Origin of the sequence: Methylovulum psychrotolerans (assembly GCF_002923755.1) — a bacterium.
GTDB classification, from domain to species: Bacteria; Pseudomonadota; Gammaproteobacteria; order Methylococcales; family Methylomonadaceae; genus Methylovulum; species Methylovulum psychrotolerans.
The window spans coordinates 55,908-80,024 of the sequence record NZ_PGFZ01000011.1; the positions used below are offsets into that span (position 1 = coordinate 55,908).

Annotated in this window: 25 protein-coding genes; 19 read left to right on the forward strand and 6 right to left on the reverse strand. The window is 53.6% G+C overall.

Annotation, left to right across the window (positions count from 1 at the left end; translation table 11 throughout):
- Window positions 1-57: 57 nt before the first annotated feature.
- Window positions 58-297 carry a hypothetical protein gene (locus tag AADEFJLK_RS19125; RefSeq protein WP_103974467.1) on the forward strand — a complete coding sequence of 80 codons (240 nt, stop codon included), beginning with the start codon at window positions 58-60 and terminating at the stop codon, window positions 295-297.
- A 51-nt stretch (window positions 298-348) separates the two neighbouring features.
- Here the strand turns inward: AADEFJLK_RS19125 and AADEFJLK_RS19130 are convergent, their stop codons facing one another.
- Window positions 349-1,239, reverse strand: a complete 891-nt coding sequence (locus AADEFJLK_RS19130; protein WP_103974466.1) for an IS982 family transposase — start codon at window positions 1,237-1,239, stop codon at window positions 349-351.
- A gap of 697 nt (window positions 1,240-1,936) precedes the next feature.
- Between AADEFJLK_RS19130 and nhaD the strand changes: the two genes are divergently transcribed.
- From nhaD to mtnC, 11 genes are all read left to right on the forward strand, one after another.
- Window positions 1,937-3,394 carry a sodium:proton antiporter NhaD gene (gene nhaD, locus AADEFJLK_RS19140; protein WP_103975392.1) on the forward strand — a complete coding sequence of 486 codons (1,458 nt, stop codon included), beginning with the start codon at window positions 1,937-1,939 and terminating at the stop codon, window positions 3,392-3,394.
- Entirely contained in the window at window positions 3,394-4,563 is a 1,170-nt protein-coding gene (locus AADEFJLK_RS19145) for a porin (RefSeq protein ID WP_103975393.1), read from the forward strand. The genes nhaD and AADEFJLK_RS19145 overlap by 1 nt, the downstream gene beginning before the upstream one ends.
- A gap of 102 nt (window positions 4,564-4,665) precedes the next feature.
- Window positions 4,666-5,679 carry an FAD:protein FMN transferase gene (locus AADEFJLK_RS19150; RefSeq protein WP_170065185.1) on the forward strand — a complete coding sequence of 338 codons (1,014 nt, stop codon included), beginning with the start codon at window positions 4,666-4,668 and terminating at the stop codon, window positions 5,677-5,679.
- Window positions 5,679-7,241 (forward strand): ATP-binding protein, encoded by a 1,563-nt coding sequence (locus AADEFJLK_RS19155; protein WP_103975394.1) that lies wholly within the window; start codon window positions 5,679-5,681, stop codon window positions 7,239-7,241. The genes AADEFJLK_RS19150 and AADEFJLK_RS19155 overlap by 1 nt, the downstream gene beginning before the upstream one ends.
- On the forward strand, window positions 7,238-7,942 hold the full coding sequence (locus AADEFJLK_RS19160; RefSeq protein ID WP_103975395.1) for a response regulator: 705 nt from the start codon (window positions 7,238-7,240) through the stop codon (window positions 7,940-7,942). The genes AADEFJLK_RS19155 and AADEFJLK_RS19160 overlap by 4 nt, the downstream gene beginning before the upstream one ends.
- Window positions 7,939-8,352, forward strand: coding sequence for a hypothetical protein (locus AADEFJLK_RS19165; RefSeq protein ID WP_103975396.1), 414 nt, complete (start codon window positions 7,939-7,941; stop codon window positions 8,350-8,352). The genes AADEFJLK_RS19160 and AADEFJLK_RS19165 overlap by 4 nt, the downstream gene beginning before the upstream one ends.
- 281 nt (window positions 8,353-8,633) lie before the next feature.
- Complete coding sequence (locus tag AADEFJLK_RS25255) at window positions 8,634-8,855, forward strand: hypothetical protein (RefSeq protein ID WP_103975397.1); 222 nt, start codon at window positions 8,634-8,636, stop codon at window positions 8,853-8,855.
- 495 nt (window positions 8,856-9,350) lie between these two features.
- Window positions 9,351-11,021, forward strand: a complete 1,671-nt coding sequence (locus AADEFJLK_RS19175) for an ATP-binding protein (protein ID WP_103975398.1) — start codon at window positions 9,351-9,353, stop codon at window positions 11,019-11,021.
- Between the two features lie 259 nt (window positions 11,022-11,280).
- On the forward strand, window positions 11,281-11,901 hold the full coding sequence (locus AADEFJLK_RS19180) for a methylthioribulose 1-phosphate dehydratase (protein WP_103975399.1): 621 nt from the start codon (window positions 11,281-11,283) through the stop codon (window positions 11,899-11,901).
- A gap of 95 nt (window positions 11,902-11,996) precedes the next feature.
- On the forward strand, window positions 11,997-12,557 hold the full coding sequence (locus AADEFJLK_RS19185; protein WP_103975400.1) for a 1,2-dihydroxy-3-keto-5-methylthiopentene dioxygenase: 561 nt from the start codon (window positions 11,997-11,999) through the stop codon (window positions 12,555-12,557).
- On the forward strand, window positions 12,554-13,243 hold the full coding sequence (gene mtnC / locus AADEFJLK_RS19190; RefSeq protein WP_103975401.1) for an acireductone synthase: 690 nt from the start codon (window positions 12,554-12,556) through the stop codon (window positions 13,241-13,243). Before AADEFJLK_RS19185 ends, mtnC begins: the two co-directional genes overlap by 4 nt.
- Window positions 13,244-13,249: 6 nt before the next feature.
- Here mtnC and AADEFJLK_RS19195 read toward each other — a convergent pair whose 3' ends face one another.
- Window positions 13,250-13,474: a hypothetical protein gene (locus AADEFJLK_RS19195; protein ID WP_088621087.1), complete on the reverse strand. Its 225-nt coding sequence runs from the start codon at window positions 13,472-13,474 to the stop codon at window positions 13,250-13,252.
- 626 nt (window positions 13,475-14,100) lie between these two features.
- On the opposite strand from AADEFJLK_RS19195, the gene AADEFJLK_RS19205 reads away from it, so the two are divergent.
- The 4 genes from AADEFJLK_RS19205 to AADEFJLK_RS19220 are packed head-to-tail and all read left to right on the forward strand — an operon-like array spanning window position 14,101 to window position 16,901.
- A complete protein-coding gene (locus AADEFJLK_RS19205; protein ID WP_103975403.1) occupies window positions 14,101-14,610 on the forward strand; it encodes a hypothetical protein in 510 nt (169 codons plus the stop codon).
- A gap of 15 nt (window positions 14,611-14,625) precedes the next feature.
- Window positions 14,626-14,919, forward strand: a complete 294-nt coding sequence (locus tag AADEFJLK_RS19210; RefSeq protein WP_103975404.1) for an HPr-rel-A system PqqD family peptide chaperone — start codon at window positions 14,626-14,628, stop codon at window positions 14,917-14,919.
- Between the two features lie 3 nt (window positions 14,920-14,922).
- A complete protein-coding gene (locus tag AADEFJLK_RS19215) occupies window positions 14,923-15,837 on the forward strand; it encodes an HprK-related kinase A (protein WP_103975405.1) in 915 nt (304 codons plus the stop codon).
- A complete protein-coding gene (locus tag AADEFJLK_RS19220; RefSeq protein ID WP_103975406.1) occupies window positions 15,834-16,901 on the forward strand; it encodes a nucleotidyltransferase domain-containing protein in 1,068 nt (355 codons plus the stop codon). Before AADEFJLK_RS19215 ends, AADEFJLK_RS19220 begins: the two co-directional genes overlap by 4 nt.
- Window positions 16,902-16,970: 69 nt before the next feature.
- On the opposite strand, the gene AADEFJLK_RS19225 is transcribed toward AADEFJLK_RS19220, so the two are convergent.
- Window positions 16,971-17,699 (reverse strand): hypothetical protein, encoded by a 729-nt coding sequence (locus AADEFJLK_RS19225; RefSeq protein ID WP_103975407.1) that lies wholly within the window; start codon window positions 17,697-17,699, stop codon window positions 16,971-16,973.
- On the reverse strand, window positions 17,696-18,535 hold the full coding sequence (locus AADEFJLK_RS19230) for a DUF2167 domain-containing protein (RefSeq protein ID WP_103975408.1): 840 nt from the start codon (window positions 18,533-18,535) through the stop codon (window positions 17,696-17,698). Before AADEFJLK_RS19230 ends, AADEFJLK_RS19225 begins: the two co-directional genes overlap by 4 nt.
- Before the next feature lie 949 nt (window positions 18,536-19,484).
- Here AADEFJLK_RS19230 and AADEFJLK_RS19235 point away from each other — a divergent pair.
- Window positions 19,485-21,047, forward strand: a complete 1,563-nt coding sequence (locus AADEFJLK_RS19235) for a tyrosinase family protein (RefSeq protein ID WP_103975409.1) — start codon at window positions 19,485-19,487, stop codon at window positions 21,045-21,047.
- Here the strand turns inward: AADEFJLK_RS19235 and AADEFJLK_RS25260 are convergent.
- Complete coding sequence (locus AADEFJLK_RS25260; protein ID WP_146054669.1) at window positions 21,040-21,228, reverse strand: hypothetical protein; 189 nt, start codon at window positions 21,226-21,228, stop codon at window positions 21,040-21,042. The two genes, AADEFJLK_RS19235 and AADEFJLK_RS25260, sit on opposite strands and share 8 nt — an antisense overlap.
- A gap of 242 nt (window positions 21,229-21,470) precedes the next feature.
- Between AADEFJLK_RS25260 and AADEFJLK_RS19245 the strand changes: the two genes are divergently transcribed.
- A complete protein-coding gene (locus AADEFJLK_RS19245; RefSeq protein WP_249028087.1) occupies window positions 21,471-22,445 on the forward strand; it encodes an endonuclease/exonuclease/phosphatase family protein in 975 nt (324 codons plus the stop codon).
- A gap of 267 nt (window positions 22,446-22,712) precedes the next feature.
- On the opposite strand, the gene AADEFJLK_RS19250 is transcribed toward AADEFJLK_RS19245, so the two are convergent.
- Window positions 22,713-23,108, reverse strand: a complete 396-nt coding sequence (locus AADEFJLK_RS19250; RefSeq protein ID WP_103975412.1) for a winged helix-turn-helix transcriptional regulator — start codon at window positions 23,106-23,108, stop codon at window positions 22,713-22,715.
- Window positions 23,109-23,199: 91 nt separating this feature from the next.
- On the opposite strand from AADEFJLK_RS19250, the gene AADEFJLK_RS19255 reads away from it, so the two are divergent.
- A complete protein-coding gene (locus AADEFJLK_RS19255; protein ID WP_103975413.1) occupies window positions 23,200-24,051 on the forward strand; it encodes an SDR family oxidoreductase in 852 nt (283 codons plus the stop codon).
- Window positions 24,052-24,117: the final 66 nt, after the last annotated feature.

Consider the following 24,117-nt stretch of genomic DNA (forward strand, 5'->3'; position numbering starts at 1 on the left):
ATGTCGGCTTTAGTATACGCCGTCCTTTCGCGTAATACTGGGTTTGGCTGAAGCATCTTGCTAATCAGGAAAAAAAATGCCGAAGGGACGTATGATGTCGTTTGGCGTGTCGCCAAAATGCGCATCCCCGAAAAATTGGAAAGGCACCGTCAGGACATACTCGAAATGGTCAGGGAGGCGTTGGCCGCACATAAAAGCCGCGGATTTATTGAGTGGGATCATGAAATAAAAACCGTCCACGTTGAGTTCGGCAACAGCATCATCAATTATAAACCCGGAGACATTATATGGATGTGAACAGCGCCCAATTCAAGCAACCATTTACCCATTTACGCGATGTTCGACTTTTTAGATTTGTACCAACCCCTCAAATTGGAGGGGTTGGTGGCGGCCCAGGCAACAATTCAGAAACACCCCTACGGTATGGGCAAGCAGCTTGCGGATGACACGGTTTGCCAAGTGCCAAAGGTTACGCGCCCTGATCCGTTCGATGTGGAACCTTTCGGTCAGTTGCCCGATAACGGTTTCAACCAACCTTCGGGTGGCCGTCAGTTGCCTGACGAAGGCCTTCGGGCGCGGGCCGTCCATGTTTTTCCGTAAGGGTGTCTGCAAGCTGATGCCCCGTTTTGCCAATTCTGAGTTGAGCCAAGGCCTGATATAGCCTTTGTCGCCAATCAGCCACCCGCCAAGCCCTTCGGCAAGTTCGGGGACGACATCGCGTTCGTCAATGGGGGCGTTGGCGAAGGCAAAACCGCAGATGATGCCGTTGCTGTCGGTCAAAAGGTGGCCTTCAAAACCGTAATACTTTTCATCCTTGGCGGCGCAGTAACCGTAACCCGCCTCCGTGCGGAAACAGCGGCTCCGGGCGGCGCGGGTGATCTTGCAAACGGGCATCGGGAAACCGTCAACCAAATGGACGGTGTTCGTGTCCGCCCCAAGTTGTCTGGCCAGTTGCCCAAGTATACGCCCCTTCACCACCCAAAGGTTCGCGGCTTGCTTGACAAAACTGCTGCGTGACCCTAAGTTAGGAAACAGGCCATGCCAATGGTTGCGGAAGTATTCCCAAATCCCTTTGTCTTGGTCTTTGCCCATAAATTCGCCGACAATCTCCATCGTAATGGCTTCGCAGTCACTCAGTTTGGTCGGGAAGCCCCGCTTCCTCAGCGGGTGGGGGGCCACTTTTTCATAGCAATCGCATACGCAACAATACACATAAATGATGAAATCTTCGACGGGCATGACGGCTTCTCCGGTAAGGTAGTTCGATTAACCTGAACCTAAGACAAGAATGTCACCCTTAAAATTTCACGCCCTAAAAAGTCGAACATCGCGTAAGGTAATTGTAGTTTTGAGAGCTTTAGGTTTTATGCTTTGGCATCACCGACTCCGCCAGACTTTGCTGGTTTTAAAAACCTGCAAGGTCTTAAGCCATGCGCTACGATAAAGGCTGTGGGTAGGGCGAGTGGTTCTGCCCAGACCTATACTGTGAACGGCCAAGTTTGCGGTTGTCCAAAGGCGGTGCTTTAATGATAACCAACTGCCTGGAATTATCAAGGTAATTGTGCTTGGGCGGGTTTTGCTTAAAGACTTCGGCCAAGGCTAAAGGCCTTTGCCCGCCGCCGGATGGGCTTGCGTCATTAGTCAACTCTTCTTGTCAGTTAAGTCTTATCTTCTGTGCCGCTCAATGCGTGACGGTATCTGTAAACAGCCAAGCAACAGACTGTTGAGAAAAACAGCGCAAACCTAAACAGAATCTTTATCCGCTAAACTCTACTATGCCCGCCAGGGTAGCGTCTGGGCTTTCGGCCCCATCGGCGATTAGTCCTAAGCAAACCTGTGTTTCCTGTTTTGGCATTCAGGCTGGGCAAGGGTGTCTCCATCACTGCGCCGCTGCAATGTCTTGGCTGGCCCTTATTGAAGAGTAAAGCGAGTTCAAATGAAAAATTCCCCCCCGCCCCTCCTTACGCGCTATGGCTTAGTCTTGGCTTTGGTGTTGCTTGTGCCGTCGCTGGCTTACGCGGACGACATTGCCGCTACCGTCATGCAACTGGACTTGAAGCGGCATGTTGTCGGTTATCTGGCGGTCGCCATCACGGTCATGGCTTATGCCATCGCCATGACCGAAGACCTGCATCAAATGAGTAAGGCAAAACCCATGGTCTTGGGTTCGGCGCTGATTTGGTTTGCGATTTTTATGTATTATTCCTCGGAATACGGCACGGCGAAGCATGTCGCAGTCGTTTTTCAAAGCAATTTGACGGCTTATGCGGAATTGTTTTTGTTTATCACCGTGTCGATGACGTTTTTAAACACCATGACCGAGCGGGGCATTTTTGATGCCTTACGCATTGTGTTGGCCAATCGGCAGTACAGTTACCGGCAATTGTTTTGGATTACCGGGGTGCTGGCGTTTGTGTTGTCGTTGGTGATCAGCAGCTTGACGGTCGGTTTGTTGATGGGTTACATCATCTTGGCGATAGGTAAGGACGATGCCAAATTTGTCGGCTTGGCGGGATTGAATGCGGTGGTCGCGGCCAATGCGGGCGGGACGATGAGCCCGTTAGGCGGCATTTCGACATTTTTTGTCTGGCAACAAAATATGTTGCACTTTACGCAATTTTTCGCCTTGACCGTGCCGTGCATCGTCAATTTTTTGGTGCCTGCCATTATTATGCACTTTTCGGTGACCAAAGGGACACCGCGCTTTTCTAAAGAACAGCCGCTGTTAAAGCGTGGCAGCAAGCGGGTAATTTTTATCTTCGTGCTCACGTTTAGCATCACTATTTTGTCGAATGTGTTTTTTGATATGCCTGCGATAGCCGGCATGATGCTGGGCTTGGCGTTGTTGCAGTTTTTTGCCTATTTTTTGACCAAAACCGAAAAGTTAAGCCATGTTTCGCTGCCCGATAGCCAAGAAACCCCGGATTCGCAAAAAGGCTTTGATGTGTTTAAGTGTATTGCCGGGGTGGATTGGGATACTTTGCTGTTTTTCTACGGGGCGATGATGATTGTCGGCGCCCTCAATTTTTTAGGCTATTTAGATGCCATGGCGCAGTATTTGTTTACCGAGATCAACGCCACGCTGGCGAATATTATGATCGGCTTGGCTTCTTCATCTATTGATAACGGCACACTGATGTTTGCGGTGTTAAACATGCACCCTAAGCTGCCTATCGGGCAATGGTTGTTGTTAACGTTAACGCTGGGGGTGGGCGGGAGTCTGTTGGCGATCGGTTCGGCCCCGGCGCTGCATGTCTTGGGTTTGATGAAAGGGGTGATGAAAGAGGGCGAAGGCTATACCTTCACCTTGCATTTGCGCTGGATGCCAGCGATATTATTAGGCTTTTTTGCCAGTATCGGGGTGTTGTTTTTGATGAACGGGGGGCAATTTTAATGTCGGGGCGTAAGGGGTTATGGGGTGTTTGCAGTATTTTGCTGCTTAACCCGATGGCAGGGGCGCAGGAGTCGCCTTCTGGGTTGGTTGCCGCGCTGTCCGGTCAAGAACCGGCCAGTTGGGCGGGGTTGCAAGCGGCTGGTTTCACGTTGGGGGGCTGGGCGGCGGCGGGGCTTAACCATAATATGGACACCCCCGCTGACCGCAGTAATGGCCCGGTGTCCATGACCGACCGGAGCGATGAGTTTAATCTGTATCAGTTGGCGCTGTTTATGGAGAAGGCCGTTACCAAGACGGCGGCTTGGGATATAGGCGGGCGTTTTGAGGTGATGTTCGGCACAGATACCCGCTATACCCAAGCGACCGGGCATTGGGATATGGGCTTGTTTAGCCCAAGAGATGAGCGTTTTTATCGTCTTGCCCTGCCTCAGGCTTATGCCGAAGTGTTTGCGCCGGTCGGTAACGGTTTGAGCGTAAAGCTAGGGCATTTTTATACGATTATCGGTTATGAGTCGGTGCCGTCCGCGCTGAATTTCTTTTCTTCGCATACTTATAGCTTTAAGTCTTCGCCCTTTACCACGACCGGTGCGTTGTTCAGTTACGCGCTGAACGGGCAATGGCGCGTTAATTTGGGGGCGGTGACCGGGGCGGATAATGTTGACCGCGATTTTGGGGCATGGAGCCAGATGGACGGCCTGACCTGGACAAATGCCGCCACCGACACCAGCGTGTCTTTTTCGGTGCTACAGGGCGATGTCTATCTGCACCAAGCCTCGGATTTGTTGTATTACTCGGCGATTCTCCAGCAAGGCTTCGGTAAGTGGCGTTATGTGTTGCAGCATGATTTTGGGGCGCAACAACAGGCATTGGCTAACAACCACGATGCGCAGTGGTATTCCGTTGTCCAATATCTGACCTATCAGGCAACCGATAGCTTGGGGGTGGGGGTGCGCGGCGAATGGTTCCGCGACCAGAATGGTTTCCGTTATTCGGCAGGAACCGCCAATTATTATGCCCTGACGGCGGGTCTGAATTGGCAGCCTAAGCGGTGGTTGATGGTACGCCCAGAAGTGCGTTATGACTGGAGCCACGCCCAATTGGCCGCGTTCGATGGCGGTCAGCGGACGGATCAGGTTTTGTTGGGGATTGATGCGGTGGTGCAGTTTTGAGAGGGTGTCTTGCTGCTATAGCTTATCAATGGAATGGCTTATCAGCGGTAGGCTCTGCAAGCGGTTTTTCCCGAAACGGTCGGCTTTTATTTAGAGGATGCGATGAAAATAAAATCTGTTTATGGCTGGTTAAGCATAGCCCTGCTGTTGGGTTGCCAACCGCCGCCGCCGTCTGAGACCGCGTTGTCGGGTGAAGCTCAGGGGACGACTTACCATATTAAATTGGTCATGGCGGGGGTGGCTACGCCGCTGGCGGAAATCAGGCGGCAAGTCAGCGGCACATTGGCTGATATTGATGCGCAATTGTCCAATTATCGGGACGATTCGGCAATTTCCCGGCTGAATAACCAAGAAACACGGGAGTGGTTGCCGGTCTCGCCGGAGATTAGCGGTTTGTTGCGTATTGCCCAACACGTTTATGAGCGCTCCAACGGCTGCTATGACCTTACCGTGAAACCGTTGTTTGATTTATGGGGCTTCTCGCGCCATCAGAACCGGGTGCCGGATGGGCAGGAAATTGCCCGGCTGTTGCCGCATATCGGCATGGCGTTGCTGGAAATCGACCCGGTTCAGCCTCGGATCCGCAAGAAAGACCCGCTGCTGAAAATTGATTTGTCGTCCATTGCCCAAGGTTATAGTGTCGGGGTGTTGGCGCAGCGCCTTGATGCGTTGGGGGTGTCTAATTATTTGGTGGAAATCGGCGGCGAAATGGTGGTGAAAGGCCGGAAAAGTAACGGCAAAGACTGGCGGGTCGGCGTGGAAACCCCGACCCCGCTCAGCCGCGAATTAGGCAAAATTCTGGATATAACCGAGCAACGCGGCACGGCGGTGATGACGGCAGGCACTTATCGACACTATTTTACCGACCATGGCAAAACCTATTCTCATATTATTAACCCTAAAACGGGTCGCCCGGTCACCCATCATTTGTTGTCGGTGACGGTGCTGCATGACGATCCGGCTTGGGCGGACGCTTGGGATACGGCCCTGCTGTGTGTGGGCGAGGCGGAGGCGATGCGTATCGCCGAAGCGGAACACCTTAAGGTATTGCTGATTTATCAACAGGGGCAAACACTGGCCGAATATGCCAGCAAAGCCTTTGCGGCGGGCCAGTAATGGCCGGGACTGCTCTGCCAGTGCTGCCCAAGCCTGCGCCGCGCTGGCCGCTGCTGAACGGCTTATGGGGTGTTGCTGTGCCGTTAGGCTTGACGGCGCTCGATTGGCCGGTTCGGGCGTTGCTTACGCCCGGCAATATTTTGCTGTTTTATTTGCTGGGGGTGTTCTTTGTCGCCATTCGCTTTGGCTTGTGGCCTTCTATTATCGGGTCGTTAACCAGCGTCGCCGCGTTTGCGTTTTTTTTCGCGCCGCCGATTTTTTCATTTGCCATTGCCGATCCGGAAAATTTGGTGGGCGTGTCGGTGATGCTGGTGGTCGGGATTGTCACCAGCAAATTGGCGGAAACTTTGCGTAGCCAAACCCAGGTGGCCGAACACCGCGAACGCCGCGCCTCGGCGTTGTACCGGCTCAGTAAGGCCTTGGCGGAAGCGCGTTTGGGTACTGAGGTTATTGCCATTGGCGTACAGCATATCCAGGCCGAGTTTGGTGGGCGCAACACGCTGTTATTGCCCGGCCCTGATGGCAAGCTCTGTTACCCCGATGCCCCGGCTTTGGCTATGTCGTGGCGGGGTGCCGATTTGGGGCTGGCGCAGTGGGTATTCGGCCATGTCCGCTTGGCCGGGCGCGGTACGGATAATAATGCCGACAGCCCGGCAGTGTATGTGCCGTTGCAAGGCGGCGGCGGGATGCTTGGGGTATTGGTGTTAGAACTGGCCGATGTCCGGTTGCTGCATGTCCCGGAACAGCGCCAGTTTTTGGACACTTTTGTCGGGCAGATTGCCCATAGCCTAGAACGTGCCCAGTTGGCGGAACACGCCAAATTGGCGACTTTAAAAATGCAGGAGGAAACCCTGCGCAATTCCCTGCTCAGCAGCATTTCCCATGATTTGCGGACACCGCTGGCGACGATTATCGGTGCGGCCAGCACCTTGGAAACGGACGGGCAGTTGGCCGAGGCCAGCCGCCGGAATTTGGCGGCGGCAATCAGCGAAGAGGCGTTGCGCATGTCGGAGCTGATGGTGAAAATTCTCGATATGGCACGTTTGGAGGCGGGTGAGGTGGTGCTGAATCGGCAGTGGTACGCGCCTGAGGAAATTGTCGGCAGCGCCTTGCGCCGCCTCGACAAAAAGCTGCACGCCCGGCAGGTGAATGTCAATATGGTGGATGGCTTGGCGCTGGTTCAGGTTGATGCGGTGTTGCTGCAACAGGTGTTGGTGAACCTGTTGGACAATGCCGCCAAATACTCCCCGGCAGGCCGGCCCATTGATATTGCGGTTGAAACCCAAGCGCAGGGGCTGACGATTAGCGTCGCCGATAATGGCCCAGGGATTGCGCCGGCCTTGCAGGATAAGGTTTTTGAGAAGTTTTTCCGCCTCCATCCTGAGCGTGCGCAAGGTGGGGTCGGGTTGGGTTTGTCGATTTGCCGCGCCATTGTCGGGGCGCATGGCGGCGACATCCACGTCAGTAACCGGCGCGGCGGCGGGGCGATGTTTCAGATACATTTGCCTTTGCTGTCCGCACCCCCAACGATTACCCCGGAAGAAAAAGGCCTGCCGCTATGACTGAGCAAACTCCCTTATTGTTACTGATTGAAGATGATCCACCCTTCCGGTCTTTGTTGGCCACGACGCTGGAAGGCCAGGGTTATCGGGTGCTGGCCACCGACACGGGGCGGGAGGGCTTGTTGGCCGTGCGCAACCGCTCGCCTGCGTTGTTGCTGCTGGATTTGGGGTTGCCGGATATGGATGGGCAGGATGTGATCTGCCGCCTGCGCAAATCGTCTGAGTTACCGGTCATTGTGTTGTCGGCGCGTCACCAAGAAAGCGATGTGACCCAGGCCTTGGATAACGGCGCTGACGATTATCTGACCAAGCCGTTCAGCAATGCCGAGCTGATGGCGCGGATAAATGCCTTGCTCAGGCGGGTCGCCAAGTTGCCGGGCGGGGTTCAGGAGGTGTTTCAGGTGGGGGGGCTGAAAGTGGAACTGACTAAACGCCGGGTGTTTACGGACGGGTGTGAAGTCCATCTGACCCCTTTAGAGTTTAGCCTGCTGAGTGTTTTGGTGCGCCATGCCGGTTTTGTCGTGACCCATCGGCACTTGCTGGAAAAGGTCTGGGGTGCGTCTTATGTCGAGCATAGTCATTATTTGCGGATTTATATGGGGCAATTACGCCACAAGCTTGAGGCCGATCCGGCCCGCCCGCGCTATTTGCTGACCGAAGCGGGTATCGGCTACCGGCTGTTTACGGACGATACGCCATGATGCGTTCAGGCTATTGCGTGTGCCCGCATTGCGGTAGGGCCACTACCGTCACCGGACGCTTCGGCACGGCTTTGCAGTGCCGGTGCGGCGCATGGTTGCCGCCCGCGCTGCTGGACAGGGTGAGGCATTATTGGCTGGTGCAGATTGCTTTGGCTTTTGGCGGCGCAGCCTTGCTTTTCGCGGTGGCGGTGTTTTTCCCGGACTTGCCGCGCGGGCCTTGGCAGCGGTTGTTTAGCCCTTTAGTGCAAGGGCCGGCCATTAGCGCGTTCCTGCTCAGTTACCTGGTGCTGGTATGCCATAAGCGGCGTTGCGGCCATGACCGGGGCATCTACCGGGCTTTTCTGGGGGCGGTTCTGCTAATGGCCAGCGGTTTTCTTGCCGCTTTGGTGCGGGCATTCATCCGGGTTTAAGGGGATAGGTATCTTGCCTGCCTTTTACTCGATCATCAAGTTTTTCATAAAGTCACCTCTAAATAGTGGGGAAGATTAGCGGAGAGCTAAGGCTTGTTAAGGTGGGCAGCCCCCTCCCCTGATGGGGAGGGTTGGGGTGGGGAGAATAAAATCAATGACTTATGCTCATGGCTAAGAGATTTTAATCAGACTGTTTTTATTTCGTTTAATGAAAAAAGCCTTATTTAGATTCTCCCCACCCCATCCCTCCCCATTGTATGGACCGGAGACATAGGTAACACATGTTCGGGGACATGGGTGACGGTTTTTTTGGGCTTATTGAGACCAAAAAAAGTAATCCGGTATTGACAAAAATAACGCCTTGTTGGCAGTTTAAATTTATATGGCTAGAGCCATACATGGTTATGAAAAAAAATCCAGCTAAAATTTTATATGCTAGGTTAACGGCCAATTTTTGCGTGCCTGTACGCTTTGTATTAGATGTTATTATGAGCTTCATCTAATGGACGGCAGGAACCCAGAAAATCAGTACCAAAATGTGTTACCCATGTCCCCGAACATGTGTTACCTATGTCCCACGTCCATACACCCATCAGGGGAGGGGGATAGATTCCATTGCAACTTGTTGTTTTTACTTAATTAAAATACTAATCCAATATCTAATGGCTAAGTTGCTTATTCTAATATTAAAAACTTGATGATCGAGTTTTAGGTTTAGCCCCGGCCAGAAACCTTTATTTCAAGTATCTTAACCCTGCAAGACTTCCCGTTTTGTGTGGCGTTTCTCCGTGCCTTGCGGTTTTCTTTGGATAAATGGGCATTAACCAAAAACTACGGCTTTCAACAGGGTTAGGTTTTGCCTTATAATTATAGGCCTTAGGCTATCGGCAACGGCGAGTGGTTCTGAAAAATAAACTTGCCCATGACTTCAAACCCTCATAACTTTACGTTATGCTGGCAGACCCTTTGCCCCTTCCCTTTATTAATCCTTTAGTATAATGTCCGAACCCGATAACGAATCTATCCTTTTAGCGTATTTAACCGAAGTGCGCGGCAATGGCATGGCGGCCAGAGTCACCGAAGCATACACCAACAGCAAGCCGTTAATTAGCATTGGCGATGAAACGATGCTGGCCGCCCATGTCGGCTCTTATGTGGTGATCCGTCAGGAAGAGATTGCGGTGATGGCGTTGGTGTTTAAGATTTGGGAGCAAGACCGTTATAGCGACCGTAATGTGCGTTTGGTCGACCGCTATATTTCGCTGATTCCGGTCGGCGAAATTGGCGCGGACGGCACGTTTATCCGGGGGATGCGCCATTACCCTACCCCTGGGGCGGGGGTGTATGCGGTGGGGATGAAAGAAATCAACGCGATTTTTTCGCGCTTTAGGGCTTACGAGTTTTACATCGGCCAGCTCTCCACCCATAAGGAATACCAAATCAGCTTAGACCCTAGGGCATTCTTTGGCCGCCATTTCGCCATTTTGGGGCAATCCGGTTCGGGTAAGTCGTGGACGGTCGCCAGTTTGATCCAAAGCACCATTAAGGCGATGCCCAACAGCCACATGATTATGCTCGACCTGCACGGCGAGTATGCGTGGAAAACCCCCGGCGGCTTGGTCAAGTCGGCGTTTCCTAGCCATCAGGTCAATTATGTCGAGGCCACGGAAATGGAGATGCCGTATTGGATTATGAGCTACGCCGAGCTGGTGGATTTGTTTGTCGACCGCGACGACAAAAATGCCTCGATGCAAATGTCGTATATGCGTGAGGTGATCCAAGTGCTTAAGCGCAAGGAAGGCCAGCGCATCGGTTTGCCGACGGTGTCGGTGGATACGCCGATTTATTTCTCGTTGGCGGAAATGTATATGCACTTTAAGTCCGCGAATGAGGAGCGGCGTGATTTCGGTAAGGTGCAGGGGGCGTTGTTCGGGGTGTTCGACGAATTTCTGATCCGAATGCAAAGCCGCTTTAACGATGTCCGTTATGACTTTTTGCTCAAGCCGAAAATCCGCAACACCTCGGAAAGCATGGCGGGCTTGTTGCGCAAGTTTGTCGGCTTGGGCGAGCATAAGGCCAATATTAACATTGTCGATTTAAGTTCGGTGCCGACCGACATCCGTCCGGCCATTTCCGCGCAAGTCGGGCGGCTGGTCTATGAATTTAACTATTGGAACCCGCAACGCCGGGATTTCCCCATTACGCTGATTTGCGAAGAGGCCCATGCGTATATCCCTAGGGAAAAAGGCGGCCAATTTGACGGCACGAAACGGATGATGGAGCGCATCGCCAAAGAAGGCCGGAAATACGGGGTGTCCATCGGCGTGGTCAGCCAACGGCCTACCGAGTTGTCGGAAACCATGCTGGCGCAATGCAGTTCGTTTATTTGTCTGCGCACCTCCAACCCTGACGACCAGGCTTATATTAAGCGGCTGATGCCGGAGGCGGAGGGCGATATGGCCGATGTGCTCAGTTCTTTAGGCCGGGGCGAAGCCTTGGTGCTGGGCGAGGCCGCGCCGTTGCCGACCCGTGTACAAATCTACCGACCCAATCCTGAGCCGAAGAGTAACGACGTGGATTATTATGAAAGCTGGCGCGGCGGGGCGCATGATTTGGATATGGATGAGATTATCCACTTATGGCGGACGCAGACGCGTAAAAGCAAGTAAATGGCTTGCCGTTTGTGACCTGCTGGCAGGTGATCGGTATAGGCTTTTACGCTAAGCTAAAAACCGTGTGCGTTCTTGTGGCAAGCCTTGTATGTGGTTATAAAAGGCTGTATCGACAAGACCTTAGGGTTAATTGGCGGGAAAATAATAACGGGGCGGTTAAGCGGGCAAAACCATAATAAAATTAGCAAATTCCCCCTAGCATTTGGCCGATAATCTGCTACAGTGAGCCTCTTTTGTACCATTTTGCGACACAGCCATGACTGCCACTTCTACTTTTTACCAAGCTGCGCAACAATTGATTGCGGCGGGTTGTTTTATTGACGGCAAAGGCTGGGTACCTGCCACCAGCGGTAACTTTTCCGCCCGCTTGGCCGACGGTTCCATTGCCATTACCGTATCCGGTAAGCATAAGGGCTATTTGCAGGTCGATGACATTATGTTGATTGATAGTGAGGCGAATTCCTTGGACGGCAAAAAGCCGTCGGCGGAAACCGGCCTGCATACGGCTTTGTACCGCCGCTTCCCTGACATCCATGCCGTGCTGCACCCGCACCCGTTGAATGCGGTGTTGGTGTCTAGGCTGTTTGGTGATGAGATTGTCTTGGAAAACTATGAGTTGCTGAAAGCGTTCCGGGGCATTACTACCCATGCCTGCCGTGTGGTCATCCCTATTTTTGCCAACGACCAAGACATTTCCCGCCTCGCCGCCCAAGCCGATGCCTATTTGGATGCCCATCCCGATTGCCAAGCTTACATCATTGCCGGACACGGTTTGTATGTGTGGGGGGTCGATGTCAACGAAGCCCTGCGCTATTTGGAGGCGGTGGATTTTTTGTTGGCTTGTGAGTTGGCGTTGCGTTTGCATCGGGCGGTTTGAGGGAGGGTGTCGGTAAGCCCTGTCTACAAACACTTGAAAAGAACCTGAAAAACTTTAACCGCTAGCTAACGCTTTACCCCATAGGACGACATGCTATGAGTTTATTGACCATTTCCCCTGAACATCAGCCCGACCAAGGCTTGCGTTACGCTGAGTTTGCCGACATCAGCGCCCAGTTGCAAACCATAGGCGTGGTGTTTGAACGCTGGGAAGCCAGTTGCCAATTTGCCGCCGATGCCGATCAGGCGACGGTGTTGGCGGCTTACGCCGAGCCTATCGCGCGTTTGCAAAACCAGTATGGTTTCCGTTCGGTCGATGTCATCAGCCTGACCGCCGCGCACCCCGATAAGGTGGCCTTACGGCAAAAATTCTTGGCCGAGCATACCCATGACGATTTCGAGGTGCGGTTTTTTGTCGAGGGCTGCGGCTTGTTCTATCTGCATGTGGGCGATAAGGTTTATAGCGTGTTGTGCTGCCAGGGCGATTTAATTAGCGTCCCCGCCCATACCCGCCATTGGTTTGATTTGGGCGCGGAGCCGCAGTTAAAGGCGATCCGCCTGTTCACCACCCCTGACGGTTGGGTCGCCACTTTTACCGGTAGCGACATCGGCGCGGGGTATCCTACTTTAGACCAAACGCTGGCCGGCTTGTCATGATTAAGGCGATTATCACCGATATAGAAGGCACCACCTCGTCGCTGGCATTTGTGCAGGCGGTGCTGTTTCCTTACGCCCGGCGGCACTTGGCCGAGTTTGTCCGTAGCCACGCCGATGACCCGGTGGTACAAGGGTTGTTGGCGGACACCGCTGCGGCGGCGGGGCAGGCCTTGGACACGGAAGCGGCGATCGGGCAATTGCTGGCTTGGGCGGATGCCGACCAAAAAATCACCCCGTTAAAGGCGTTGCAAGGGCTGATTTGGGAGGCGGGTTATCGGCAGGGCGATTTTTACGGGCATGTTTATGCCGATGCCGCCGCGCAGCTGCAACACTGGCGGCAACAGGGGCTGGCTTTATATGTCTATTCGTCCGGTTCTGTCCATGCGCAAAAATTGCTGTTCGCCCATACCGAATACGGCGATTTGACACCGCTGTTCAGCGGTTATTTCGATACCCTGGTCGGTGCGAAACGCGAGGTGGCGGCTTATCAAAACATTGTTGCCCAGTTGCCTTTTCTGCCGAGTGAGCTGTTGTTTTTATCGGACATTAAGGAAGAGTTGGACGCGGCGCAGGCGGCGGGTTTGCAGACGGTGTGGCTAAAGCGTGACGGCGGTTTGGACGGTATGGGCCCGCATCGGCAAGTTGGCAGCTTTGCCGAAATTAGCGGGGCAATGCTGGCGGCTTGAGGGCGTTCACCGCCAATGGCCATGCCAGCCGCCCCAGCGGCGATAACCATAGCCACCCCACGGACGGACGTAGCCGGGACGGACGACAACGGCGGGCGGGGCATAATAAGGCCGCACCACTGCCACCGGACGCGGGGCGACATAGGCCGGATACACCGCACAGGCGTTTAAGCTAGCCGCTAAAGGGATTAATAAGATTAACAAGGCTTTTTTGGGGCTTAATAAGGTCATGGCAGACTCCTGGTTAAAGCAGGTGGTAGATGCTGGGTATCATAAGCCGCTATTGCTGAATAAGGGATGAATTTTAGGGGCGTGCAGGAAATAAAATCTGTTGTAACTGCACCCAGCCTCCGCGCTCCCTGAGCGAAGCCGAAGGGGACACGCTGAGGCGCTTAACTTTATGCATGTTCCTTAAATGGGCGGTTGGCCGATTTTTCAGGTTTGGGCGGGCAAAAAAACGCGGGGGCCTAACGGACGGCAAGCGTTTAAAGTCACTCTAATCCTTAAGTAAGCGAGGGTGGACGCGCTACACTATCGCTGTTACAATGCAAAAGATGCGTGGCAATACAATATGTTCTTGTTGATGGGCGGCAGCTTAGGTACAGCGGGCAAGTCGCTTGGGCTGGCATGGGCATAACGGGCAATAGCCCGCGTCGTGGGTGGTTTTGCTAAAGTTACCACCGCAGGCGGGATGGTTAACCTTAAACCTATCGCGGCCTTACCTGGTTTGGGCATAAACCTTTAAAGGCAGCTTAAAGGTTTATGCCAGTAAAAACGCGGCCTTAATAAAGCGGCCCGTGCTTGTCAAATGCTGTTAACATCCCTTTTTAGCAATGAGTTTTCCCTGGTACACTAACATGAACAATCAAAATGTTGAGACACAACCTACCGAGCAGGCCAAAGTCACTGGCAGACGGCGCTTTTTGCAAAAAGCCGGGGCTATCAGCCCTGTGCTGTTGACGTTTACCAGCCCGACCGCTTTTGCCAATGCCCCGGCTTTGTGTATGTCGCAAACCATATCGGGTAATATATCCCATACGGTGACCGGTAACTGTAAGATGGGCACTTACAACCCGACCATGCTGACCGCCGTCTTTTCCGGCGGTGGGGTTTTTGGCTCTATCACTGCCTCTACGCAGGTTAAGGTGCTGTTTGGCGGTTCCGATACCACTACTTTGCTGACGGCGATGGGGACTACCAGAAAGGCCATTTATATTACCGCCTATATCAACAGCATAACCCCGGCCATCAGCAACAAATATCCCCGGACAACGGCAGAAGTGGTCACCATGTACAACGGCAACCCCGCGCCGTTTGCCGACGATGCCAGCGCCCAGTATTACTTTACCCATTCGACCTTCCCTTAACCGGGCCACCGCCGCGTGGTTCAGGACTATACGGTCGGCCTACCCGAAGACGGCAGCGTTTTGTGCCGTTTTTGGGGCGACGAATGTGTCGCCTACCATGACCTTATCGGCGCAACCCATTTAATCGCCGACGCGGGCGCGGTGCTGTTTAAAGCCGTTAGTGCCCACCCCATGAACCGTGCGCAATTGCTGGCCGAACTCAGCGCCGCTTTTGAGTTCCCCGATGATTTTGTGGTGGCGGATTTTTTCGACACCTTAGTCAGCAATTACCGACAACTCGGCCTCTTGGCAGTGACGCAACACCCTTAAACTGTGAATTTATCCGCACTATCAACAGCAGCGGTGCATCAGGCACTGACCGGGAACGGTTTAGCCTTGCGCATCGGCGCGTTTAACGTCAGCGTGGTTTCGCCCATCGCCAGCGTCGCCGAACATATCCTTTGCCTGTATCCCGATTTTGCCGTTGTCGAAGCCGGGCAGTTTATTGATTTTCATGTCGGACTCACAGCCCCTTGGTCGCCGCGCCGTTATTGGCACCCGCAGGTAAATTTTAGTTTTGACGGCCACCGCCCTTTTAAGCCCTTGCCCTACGCCCAAGCGGCGGCGTTTTTTGAGTGGGGGCTGAACTGGTGCATCGCCAGCCAATCCAACCAATACCTTATCATCCATGCCGCTGTCGTCGAACACAACGGCCAGGCCTTTATCCTGCCCGGCAGCCCCGGCAGCGGCAAAAGCACCCTGTGTGCCGCCTTGGTGTGCCGGGGTTGGCGGCTGTTGTCGGATGAAATGGCGTTGCTGAGCATGGCCGACGGCCTGATTTACCCCGCCCCGCGTCCGGTCAGCTTAAAAAACCAGTCGCTGGACGTGATCCGCGCCTTTTCTGCCGAGGCGGTCATCGGCCCCATCGTCAACGACACCTTAAAAGGCACGGTCGGCCATTTGCGCCCGCCCGCCGCCAGCGTCGCCGCCAGCGCCTACCCGGCGCAGGCGGCGCAGATCATTTTCCCCAAATACTATGTCGGCTCCACAACCGTGCTGGAACCGTTGTCCAAAGCCCGCACCTTGTTGGAATTGGCGGAACATTGCTTTAATTATTCGGCCTTAGGCAAACTGGGTTTTGCCGCCTTGGGGGATTTGTGCGACGTTTGCGCTTGCCACCAATTCCAATACAGTGACTTGGAAGAGGCCATCGCCCTGTTTACCCGCCTAGCCACGCCCAGCCCATGACCTTGCCCTTGTTAACCCGCGTTTATAGTAACCCCCAGGCGGCACTCGGCTTGGCGTTGCCGGACTGGAGCCTGCTCATCCGCCAAGCCCGCAACGCCAATATGCTGGCGCGGCTGGGCTATGTGTTGGCGGCGGTGGCCGTGCCTGCCCCGGCTTTGGTGCATATCCAATCCCAACTGACCTTTGCCCGCCGCTTTAGCAGTTCGCTGCAATGGGAAATCGACTGTATCGCCACGGCCTTGCAGCCTTTGGGTATCCCCTTGGTTTTACTCAAAGGCGCGGCCTACCATGCGGCGGGTAACACGGCGGCGCAAGGGCGGATTTTTTCCGATGTGGATATTTTAGTTCCTGAAGCCGAGTTGGCGCAGGTCGAGTTGGCGCTGATACGCGCGGGTTGGTCGTCCGGCCCTATTGACGCTTACGACCAAAAATACTACCGCCAATGGATGCACGAAATCCCGCCCATGCAACATATCAAGCGGCAAACGTCGATTGATGTCCACCATAATATCCTGCCGAAAACCTGCCGGTTTTGCCCCGATGCCGCCAAGCTGCTCGCCCGCGCCGTCCCTACTCCGGGCGGCTATTGGGTACTGGCTCCGGAAGACCGGGTTATCCACAGCGCCGCGCATTTGTTTTTGGGCGGCGAATTTAACCACGGTTTCCGCGACTTGACCGACTTGGATTTGCTGCTGAAAGAGTTCTCCGCCCAGCCCGGTTTTTGGGAAGTTCTGCTCAGCCGCGCCGCCGAGCTTAAGCAGACCTTGGCGGTCAGTTTGGCGTTGCGCTATACCGGAAAAATCCTCCACACGCCTATTCCTGCCGCCATTCTTGAGCAGGCAAATTTGGCCTTAAGCCCCGTGCGTTGGTGGTTGTTCGACGCGCTGTTTCTCAGTGCCTTGCAGCCCGACCACCACAGTTGCCGCACCGCGTGGAGCAACTGCGCGGAAGCCGCGCTGTTTATGCGTTCGCATTGGCTGAAAATGCCGCTGCACTTGTTGGTGCCGCATTTGTTGCGCAAGAGCTTGAAGCCGCTGGAGGTGTTGTGGGAGGCGAAGGAGTAGGGACTTGGGTGGTATCGTTACCCTCGGCATATTAGTGCGGTAGGCAGAGCCCCGCAGGGTTTACGTCTGCTAATGGCTATATGGACGCATTTCCATAATCCTATTATGATACGCTTGAAGCTGGGCATACTTAGGGCTTGCTTCGTCCTCAAACCGCATGGCTTTATCGACTTGCTGGCATAAGGATTTGCGCAATTGCTCAAAGGTTATGGGGTCAAAAGACTGATGGGCAAAAGCTACCGGATCGCCTATAAAACAGGATTGCAAACTGATTTTACGGAGTAAGTTTAGCGCGAGCGGTGGGCAGGCTAGCGAATCAAACGCTAATTTTGCAACCCCCTTCTTTGATAAGCCAAGTGCCGCTCTGTATCGGTAAACCTGTACTGACAGGACTGCTATGTTCAGGTAAACCGCCCCAAACAATATCAACAAACCTAAATTCGCCCCCAAACCGAACAGCACGGCGGGCAACCCGACTAGCTGCAACACCAGCAGGCTATACAGCGGGTAACGTAAACGCTTAAGTGCCGACAGAAAATGCCGGAAGGCCACCGGATCATGGGGGCGGCTATCCGCCGCCGACCAAAACACCCGGAACAATGGCCGGGCAGGCGTGAATGGGTTTGGCCAATAGAGGTGTTTCCTTAACAGTTGCCAGTTCGTTTGCGGCAAGGCAAACGCCCACTTCCCATGGGTTTGTGAAAATACCCATTCGTTCGCATACAGCAACATTATGGAGTCGGATAAATAGAACCCGACCACCCCTAAAAATAATAAAACTTCAAATGATAAGGTCACGATTTTTTCTTAAACAACGAGCGTAACCAAGAGAACAAACCTACCACGGCCACCGCTACGAATTTCCATGTGGCGGCTAAAAAGCCGAGAATTGCCGTCAAAAAACCTTTTTTGGTGGCGACTGCGGCGGCGCCGCCCGCAATCAGCGCCGCCAAGCCCAATTCCGCTACCCGGTCGCCTTCTTTAAATTCTGCATACCGCTCTCCAGGATTGAAATCAAAACCAGGAAGGGATTCCTTAAACGTCCGTACGTCTGTATCCAGCGTTTCCGGGCTGGAGACTAGCGTGGCGTTTATCACGCCCGTCCTGCCTAATATCCGAATGGTATAGTTGAGCATTTCTTTCCCTTCGCTGCGTAATTTAAGCCCCCATTCCAAGCGTTTGGTCGCTTTATCATAATGGGGCAACACATACCATCCTTCAGTATACAAAGGCGCTATGCCCAACCGCGTCCGTTCCCCGTTTGCCGGCTCATCACTGTCTTTTATTTGCTTAAGCAGTGCGTCCGCGTCTATTTCTTCATCATCCTTAACGTAACCGAGGGGATTAAACGAAAAGCTAGCCCACCAATTATGGTCAATGGACAGCAGGATAAAATTGCCCATTTCAGGAATATTGCCCGTCAGTTCCAAATACTTCTTACTGTTCGCTTCGTCAAGAAAGGCAAAGCCTTGTGCCGTTTTTAAAGTCGCCTTGGCGGCGATAGTCTCTGTCCGGGGGCCAATATGCCAATCTAACTCTCTGATGGCGCTAAGGGGATCGTCGGGGTTCGGCGTTGTGTCCGCACTCGCCATAAACGGCAAAAACAAGATAAAGAATAGCGGAATGAGTTTCATAGTGGGATTTCCTATAGATCAGTTAAGCTTGCGATGGGCAGGGCAGCCGTCCTGCCTAAGAAATAGGCGTAATACGTTCTTTAAGGGATTTGTTCAAATTGCCATAAATTGTTGCCTGGCCTTCTTGGTTGCCTAAGCTTTTGTTTATCTTGAAGGCACTTTGATAATTAAGCATCGATTGGTAAAACTACACGTTTGGTGTGGGCTTGGCGAAGGCGCGATATTTTGGTTAAGCGGTTGCTTATGTAGGGCAAGCCTTAACCATAAGAAGCGGCCAAAAAGCGGCAGAAGCGGTGTTTCAAAGGCGTTGAGGTCAGTGCACATGGACAGTGTGGGGTGGCAGGTGGATACTTAAGAACGGTTTAACAATAGCTTTAGCCAAGTAATTTGGCAAGTTTTTTCTTCTTTAGGTAATGGATATTGAATGTATTTACAGATCTCTGTCCCTATTTGAAATATAATATGCCGTATAGGTGTTAATAGCAGGGGCTGAATTTAGCGGGTAGGCCAGGCAGAGCAGCTTGCCGATGAAGTTACCGGGCTGTGGCGTTCTGTGCTTCGCCCTGTTTTAGCCATTGGCTCCGTTTAAATGCTTAAGTCGGCATTGTTTGCCGACTCAGCACGCGGATTTGTGAAAAATCGCCTTAGTGGTTGGAAATGCTGACTAAAAAGCTAGGAAAAGCATTCCGACGGCTAAGGTAAAGTGTCTTTTTTATCAATGGCTTGTGTTGTCTGTATGGCGATGTGTGGAATAGTGATGTTTATTTTAGGTAATCGTTAATTTTATTCGCTCTCTGATTTTGCTTAAATGCTGTCCAAGGTTGCGGTCTTTTGCAACCTAAACTGCTCTGCCCTGATGAAGCCGTTCAGGGCAGAGCGCCGCACCGGCCCCATCATAATAATAGCCCGCCGTGCGTCTGAGAGATGATATAACCTGAGAGAAGCCCCTATGAAACCTTCCTTAACCTGTTTGTTTGCCGCTGTTGCCATGGTCTGTAGCTCCCTGGCTTATGGCGGTTCCGTGCGCATCAGCGCCGCCGAGTTTGTCAAAGATCCCGCCAAAGTCGCGGCCTTACAAAAGGCGGTCGCGGCGATGAAAGCCAATAACAGCGCCGACCCGACCAGCACCGCCTACCGCGCCAGTTGGCAATACTGGGCGAACACCCACGGCTATCTGGGCCTGGGCAGTAATTCGTCGGGTGTTGTGGCGACGTATGTGCCGACCCAAATCGCCAACCGTTGCGGCGGCAACCAAACCTGCGCCAGCTATTACAGCCATCTGACGGATACCCCTGTGCCCGCTGACGGTTTTACCGATGCTATCTGGGGGACTTGCCAGCATGGTAACCTGAGCTTTTTGCCTTGGCATCGCCTTTACCTGCATTTTTATGAGCGGATGTTACGCAAACAGTCCGGTACGGACGACTTTAACCTACCGTATTGGGATTACTACCAAGAAACGGGCGAACACGATGTCGGTGTCGCGTTACCTGAGTTGGTGCGTGGCAAGTCAACCGGGCCGCTGTATGACGAGTTCCGCACACCCGGCCTGAACGACTATAAAACCGCCATTCCCGCCAATACCGCCAGTGCGGAACAAGCTTTTGATTTTACCGACTTTACCTCTTTTTCTAATCAGCTTCAAAACCAACCGCATGGGGCGATGCACTGCGGCACGGGCTTTGGCTGTAGGGCGCCCGATATGGGTTTGGTGCCGTTGGCGGGCTTAGATCCGGTATTTTATATGCACCACGCCAATATCGACCGCTTCTGGCAATGCTGGCTGAACCGTCAAGCGGGTGGCCAAACCATTGATTTGGCGTGGGCGAAAAAGAATCTGGGGATGCCTGACAGTTGGTATGATACTAAGTACCAGTTTGTCGATGAAAACGGCCAGCCTGTCACGGTGACGATTGCCGATGTCTTTACGCCGGGGAAAATCGATACCCATTATAGCCAAGAAAACAATTGTCAAACGTCTATGCCGAAAGCCACCCCACCGCTGACCGCCGCCGCCAAATCCGCCGCCAGCTTTAAGTTGACCGCCCCGCTGGCCAGCACCGAAGCCACCGTGTTAACCGGAAAAGTTGTCAAACGTGGCCTAAAAGCGTTGGGCAATATAAATTTATTGGCCGCCAATGCGAAAACCGCTGGGGTTAAGGCCGGCCATGCCTTGTTGGTGATTGAGAATGTTAATGCCAAAACCCTGCCCGGCGTGACTTATGAGATTTATCTGAGCAATAAAAAATCTCCTGACCGCAAGGTGTATATTGCCACCTTCAACTATTTTGGCCTGTTTGATTCCGCCCACCCGCACGGCGACGCGGCCGCGAATATCGGCACCTTGAAATATGATGTCCAAAGCGAGTTGGAGGCGTTGGGGTTAACTTCCGCCGCCGATTTGGAAGTGCAGTTTGTGCCTAGCGAAGCCGCTACCGCGCCGGAACAAGGTGCGGCGGGTGAGGTGACGGTCGGCAATATCTTGCTGCTTAACGCTGATCCGGCTAAATAAAACGGTGCCGCCGCTCAGGCTTAGTTGAGCTGGCGTTGCTGAAGGTATTTTTTTCGTGCAGGGCGCGGAGTTTACTGGGCAACAGCCCGGCAGGCTTCGCGCCCTGTATGGTTTTAGTGGTGTGGGTTGGGATAAGCCTGGAGTTTAAGGGGGTGAAAACTTGAAAAGCTTGGCGAGCCATGACCGAAACGGTTTCGTAGCCATTTTCTAGGAACTTGCATGAGATAGCCTTGGCAAATTTGGAGCGCGGGCATCTTGCCCGCTCTTGCGGGCAAGATGCCCGCGCTCCAAACCCCATGCCTTAGCAGATAGCAGGGCGTTAAGGGCAGGGAGGTGGTTTGCTTAATTTCCCGTGCAACTTTAATGGCTTTTGCCGTGCCAGTCAGGCACTATAAGCCTTTTTTGTTTGAGGGTTGTCCATTGGTGTGGTTAAAACGTATCGCGGTGTCTTTGGTGGTGGTGCTGGTGGCGGTGTTCGCGGTGTTGCGTTATCAGGGGGTGCAGCGGTTGGCGGCTTATACGGGCGGCGGCTTGGCGAGGCCTTTGCCGGATGCCGCCCGCTGGGCTGGGCAAAGCTGCACCGTAGCGCCAATGCAGGTGTTGAGCTATAACGTGATGTACGGGTCGGCGTTTATTGAGGCGATGGCGGCGCGGTTTAAGCATGGCGAGACCGGGAAGGGCGAGTTGCCGTGGTCGGTGCGCTTGCCGGAAATCCGGGCGCGTATCGCCGAATATAACGCCGATCTGATTGGCTTGCAGGAGATGGGCACGGCGGCGGATGTTGCCATGATTGTGCCGCCGGAGCAGTACAGTTTGGTCAGTTACCGTCAGGGTAGTGTCGAATACGCGGATTCGGCGCTGTTATACCGGACGGCGCGGTTTGAGCAACTCGATGCCGGGCAGTTATGGTTGGGCAATGACCCGGAGTTGCCGATGTCTTTGGGGTTCCGGCGTTTGTCGATGATCCGTTATGTCAATTGGGTGCTGTTGCGCGATAAGGCCAGCGGCTTTACTTTTTTGTATGCCAACACCCATTTTGATAATGCGGGGGTGAATAAAGACCCCAGTTCGTTGCTGTTCCGTGCGCGGGTCGCGGGTTTGGCGAAGCAGATGCCGGTGATTGTGACGGGCGATTTTAATACGACGGCGCAAGAGGCGCGTTATCAGCATATTATCGGCGCGAATGTGCAGCCGCCGTTATTGGCGAATGCTTATAGTTTGGCGCATAACCCGCCCGTGCCGCCGCAACTGCATCCCGATAAGCGTATCGACCATATTTTTGTCGGTGGGCCGTGCCATGTTGAGGCGGATAATTGGCTGTTGGATACCCGGCCTTTGCAAAACGGCCTGCCGATGTCCGACCATGATTTGCTGACGGCGCAGGTGCGGTTTTTTTGAGGTGAAGTAAGGAACGTGCATAAAATTAAGTAGGCGTTCCATTGCACCTCAGCGTGTTAAACCCCACCCCAGCCCTCCCCTTGGCAGGGGTGGGAGCTTATGCCTTCCCCATCGTACAGGCGAAAATCAGGGGAAAAAAGCCCCTCCCCCTGGCAAGGGGGAGGCTGGGAGGGGGTTGCCGTACTTTCGCCTGTACAACAGATTTTATTTCATGCGCGTTCCTAAGCGGAATTGGGTGGGCGGCCCTGTAAGAAAACGCCTATGGCGTTATTCGGCTTTTTGCCGTTTCGCCGCGAGAATGTCTGGGAGATTGACTTCAATCCAATCAGCCAGAGACTCCACTTTTTGGGCTATTTCTTGCCCTAAGGGGGTGAGCCGATATTCGACGTGGGGCGGGATGACGGGGTAAGCAATGCGCTCGACAAAGCCGTCGCTTTCGAGCCATTGTAGGGTTTGGGCCAGCATCTTTTCACTGATGCCGCCCACCTTTCGCCTTAACTCGCTGAATCTATGGGTGCCGCTTAACAGCGCCACGAGCAGCAGAACTCCCCAACGGCTGGTGACATGGGTCAATATGTCGCGGGATGGGCATTTTTCTGCAAACAGGTTGCCGCGTTGCAGGCGTTCGGCCAGGGTGGTGGGGGGGTTGGGGATTTCTGTCATTTTACACTTACCTTTAGGTGTGTACTTACTATTGGTAAGTATATGTTGTATTCTGTTTGCTCTTTCTCAATAAAGCAAAGGATATTTTATCATGATTGTTATCACCGGGGCCTCTGGCCAACTTGGCCGCTTAGTTATTGACATATTGCTTAAATCTGTACCCGCCCAGCAGATTGTCGCTGCGGTGCGCGATCCGCAGAAAGTGGCGGATTTAGCGGCTTTGGGCATTCAAGTCCGGCAAGCCGACTATGATCAGCCCGCTACCTTAGTGAAGGCATTTGCAGGTGCCGATAAGCTGCTGTTGATTTCCGCCACCGAAATTGGCCGTCGTCTGCCCCAGCATCGGGCGGTAATCGACGCGGCACAACAAGTGGGCATCAGCCTATTGGCCTATACCAGTATCTTACATGCCGATAGTTCGCCGTTACCGCTGGCGACGGAACACCGGTTAACCGAGGCTTTGATCCAGGCTTCGGGCATTCCTGCTGTTGTGTTACGCAATGGTTGGTATTCTGAGAACTATCTGGCCAGTATCCCGGCGGCTTTGACGTATGGGGTATTGCTTGGGAGTGCGGGTGATGGCCGCATTGCTTCGGCGGCGCGTGCCGATTATGCGGCGGCTGCGGCAGCAGTGCTGACCCTGGACGGTCAGGCCGGACGGGTTTATGAGTTGGCGGGCGATGCGTCTTACAGTTTGGCGGAATTTGCGCAAGAGCTTTCTCAGCAGTCCGGCACCTTGGTCGGTTATCAGAATCTCCCGGAGGCCGAATTCAAAGCTGCACTGGTCGGTGCGGGTTTGCCGGAAGGTATTGCCACATTGCTTTCGAAATCCGATATTGGTGCGTCCAAAGGCGGATTGTTCGATGACAGCCACCAATTGAGCCAACTGATTGGCTATCCGACCACGCCAATCGCTGTGCAAATACAGGCTGCGCTCCCCTAAAATTTAGCTATTGCTGTCAGCAAACAGGTGCTTGGGCATCTGTTTGTTGCGGTGGCTAAGGTACGC

Excerpts from the sequence above, each read along its gene's own strand:
- AADEFJLK_RS19130 (WP_103974466.1), bottom strand. The coding sequence starts at position 1,239 with ATGCCCGTCGAAGATTTCATCATTTATGTGTATTGTTGCGTATGCGAT.
- nhaD (WP_103975392.1), top strand. The coding sequence starts at position 1,937 with ATGAAAAATTCCCCCCCGCCCCTCCTTACGCGCTATGGCTTAGTCTTG.
- AADEFJLK_RS19145 (WP_103975393.1), top strand. The coding sequence starts at position 3,394 with ATGTCGGGGCGTAAGGGGTTATGGGGTGTTTGCAGTATTTTGCTGCTT.
- AADEFJLK_RS19150 (WP_170065185.1), top strand. The coding sequence starts at position 4,666 with ATGAAAATAAAATCTGTTTATGGCTGGTTAAGCATAGCCCTGCTGTTG.
- AADEFJLK_RS19155 (WP_103975394.1), top strand. The coding sequence starts at position 5,679 with ATGGCCGGGACTGCTCTGCCAGTGCTGCCCAAGCCTGCGCCGCGCTGG.
- AADEFJLK_RS19160 (WP_103975395.1), top strand. The coding sequence starts at position 7,238 with ATGACTGAGCAAACTCCCTTATTGTTACTGATTGAAGATGATCCACCC.
- AADEFJLK_RS19165 (WP_103975396.1), top strand. The coding sequence starts at position 7,939 with ATGATGCGTTCAGGCTATTGCGTGTGCCCGCATTGCGGTAGGGCCACT.
- AADEFJLK_RS25255 (WP_103975397.1), top strand. The coding sequence starts at position 8,634 with ATGTTCGGGGACATGGGTGACGGTTTTTTTGGGCTTATTGAGACCAAA.
- AADEFJLK_RS19175 (WP_103975398.1), top strand. The coding sequence starts at position 9,351 with ATGTCCGAACCCGATAACGAATCTATCCTTTTAGCGTATTTAACCGAA.
- AADEFJLK_RS19180 (WP_103975399.1), top strand. The coding sequence starts at position 11,281 with ATGACTGCCACTTCTACTTTTTACCAAGCTGCGCAACAATTGATTGCG.
- AADEFJLK_RS19185 (WP_103975400.1), top strand. The coding sequence starts at position 11,997 with ATGAGTTTATTGACCATTTCCCCTGAACATCAGCCCGACCAAGGCTTG.
- mtnC (WP_103975401.1), top strand. The coding sequence starts at position 12,554 with ATGATTAAGGCGATTATCACCGATATAGAAGGCACCACCTCGTCGCTG.
- AADEFJLK_RS19195 (WP_088621087.1), bottom strand. The coding sequence starts at position 13,474 with ATGACCTTATTAAGCCCCAAAAAAGCCTTGTTAATCTTATTAATCCCT.
- AADEFJLK_RS19205 (WP_103975403.1), top strand. The coding sequence starts at position 14,101 with ATGAACAATCAAAATGTTGAGACACAACCTACCGAGCAGGCCAAAGTC.
- AADEFJLK_RS19220 (WP_103975406.1), top strand. The coding sequence starts at position 15,834 with ATGACCTTGCCCTTGTTAACCCGCGTTTATAGTAACCCCCAGGCGGCA.
- AADEFJLK_RS19230 (WP_103975408.1), bottom strand. The coding sequence starts at position 18,535 with ATGAAACTCATTCCGCTATTCTTTATCTTGTTTTTGCCGTTTATGGCG.
- AADEFJLK_RS19235 (WP_103975409.1), top strand. The coding sequence starts at position 19,485 with ATGAAACCTTCCTTAACCTGTTTGTTTGCCGCTGTTGCCATGGTCTGT.
- AADEFJLK_RS25260 (WP_146054669.1), bottom strand. The coding sequence starts at position 21,228 with ATGGCTCGCCAAGCTTTTCAAGTTTTCACCCCCTTAAACTCCAGGCTT.
- AADEFJLK_RS19250 (WP_103975412.1), bottom strand. The coding sequence starts at position 23,108 with ATGACAGAAATCCCCAACCCCCCCACCACCCTGGCCGAACGCCTGCAA.
- AADEFJLK_RS19255 (WP_103975413.1), top strand. The coding sequence starts at position 23,200 with ATGATTGTTATCACCGGGGCCTCTGGCCAACTTGGCCGCTTAGTTATT.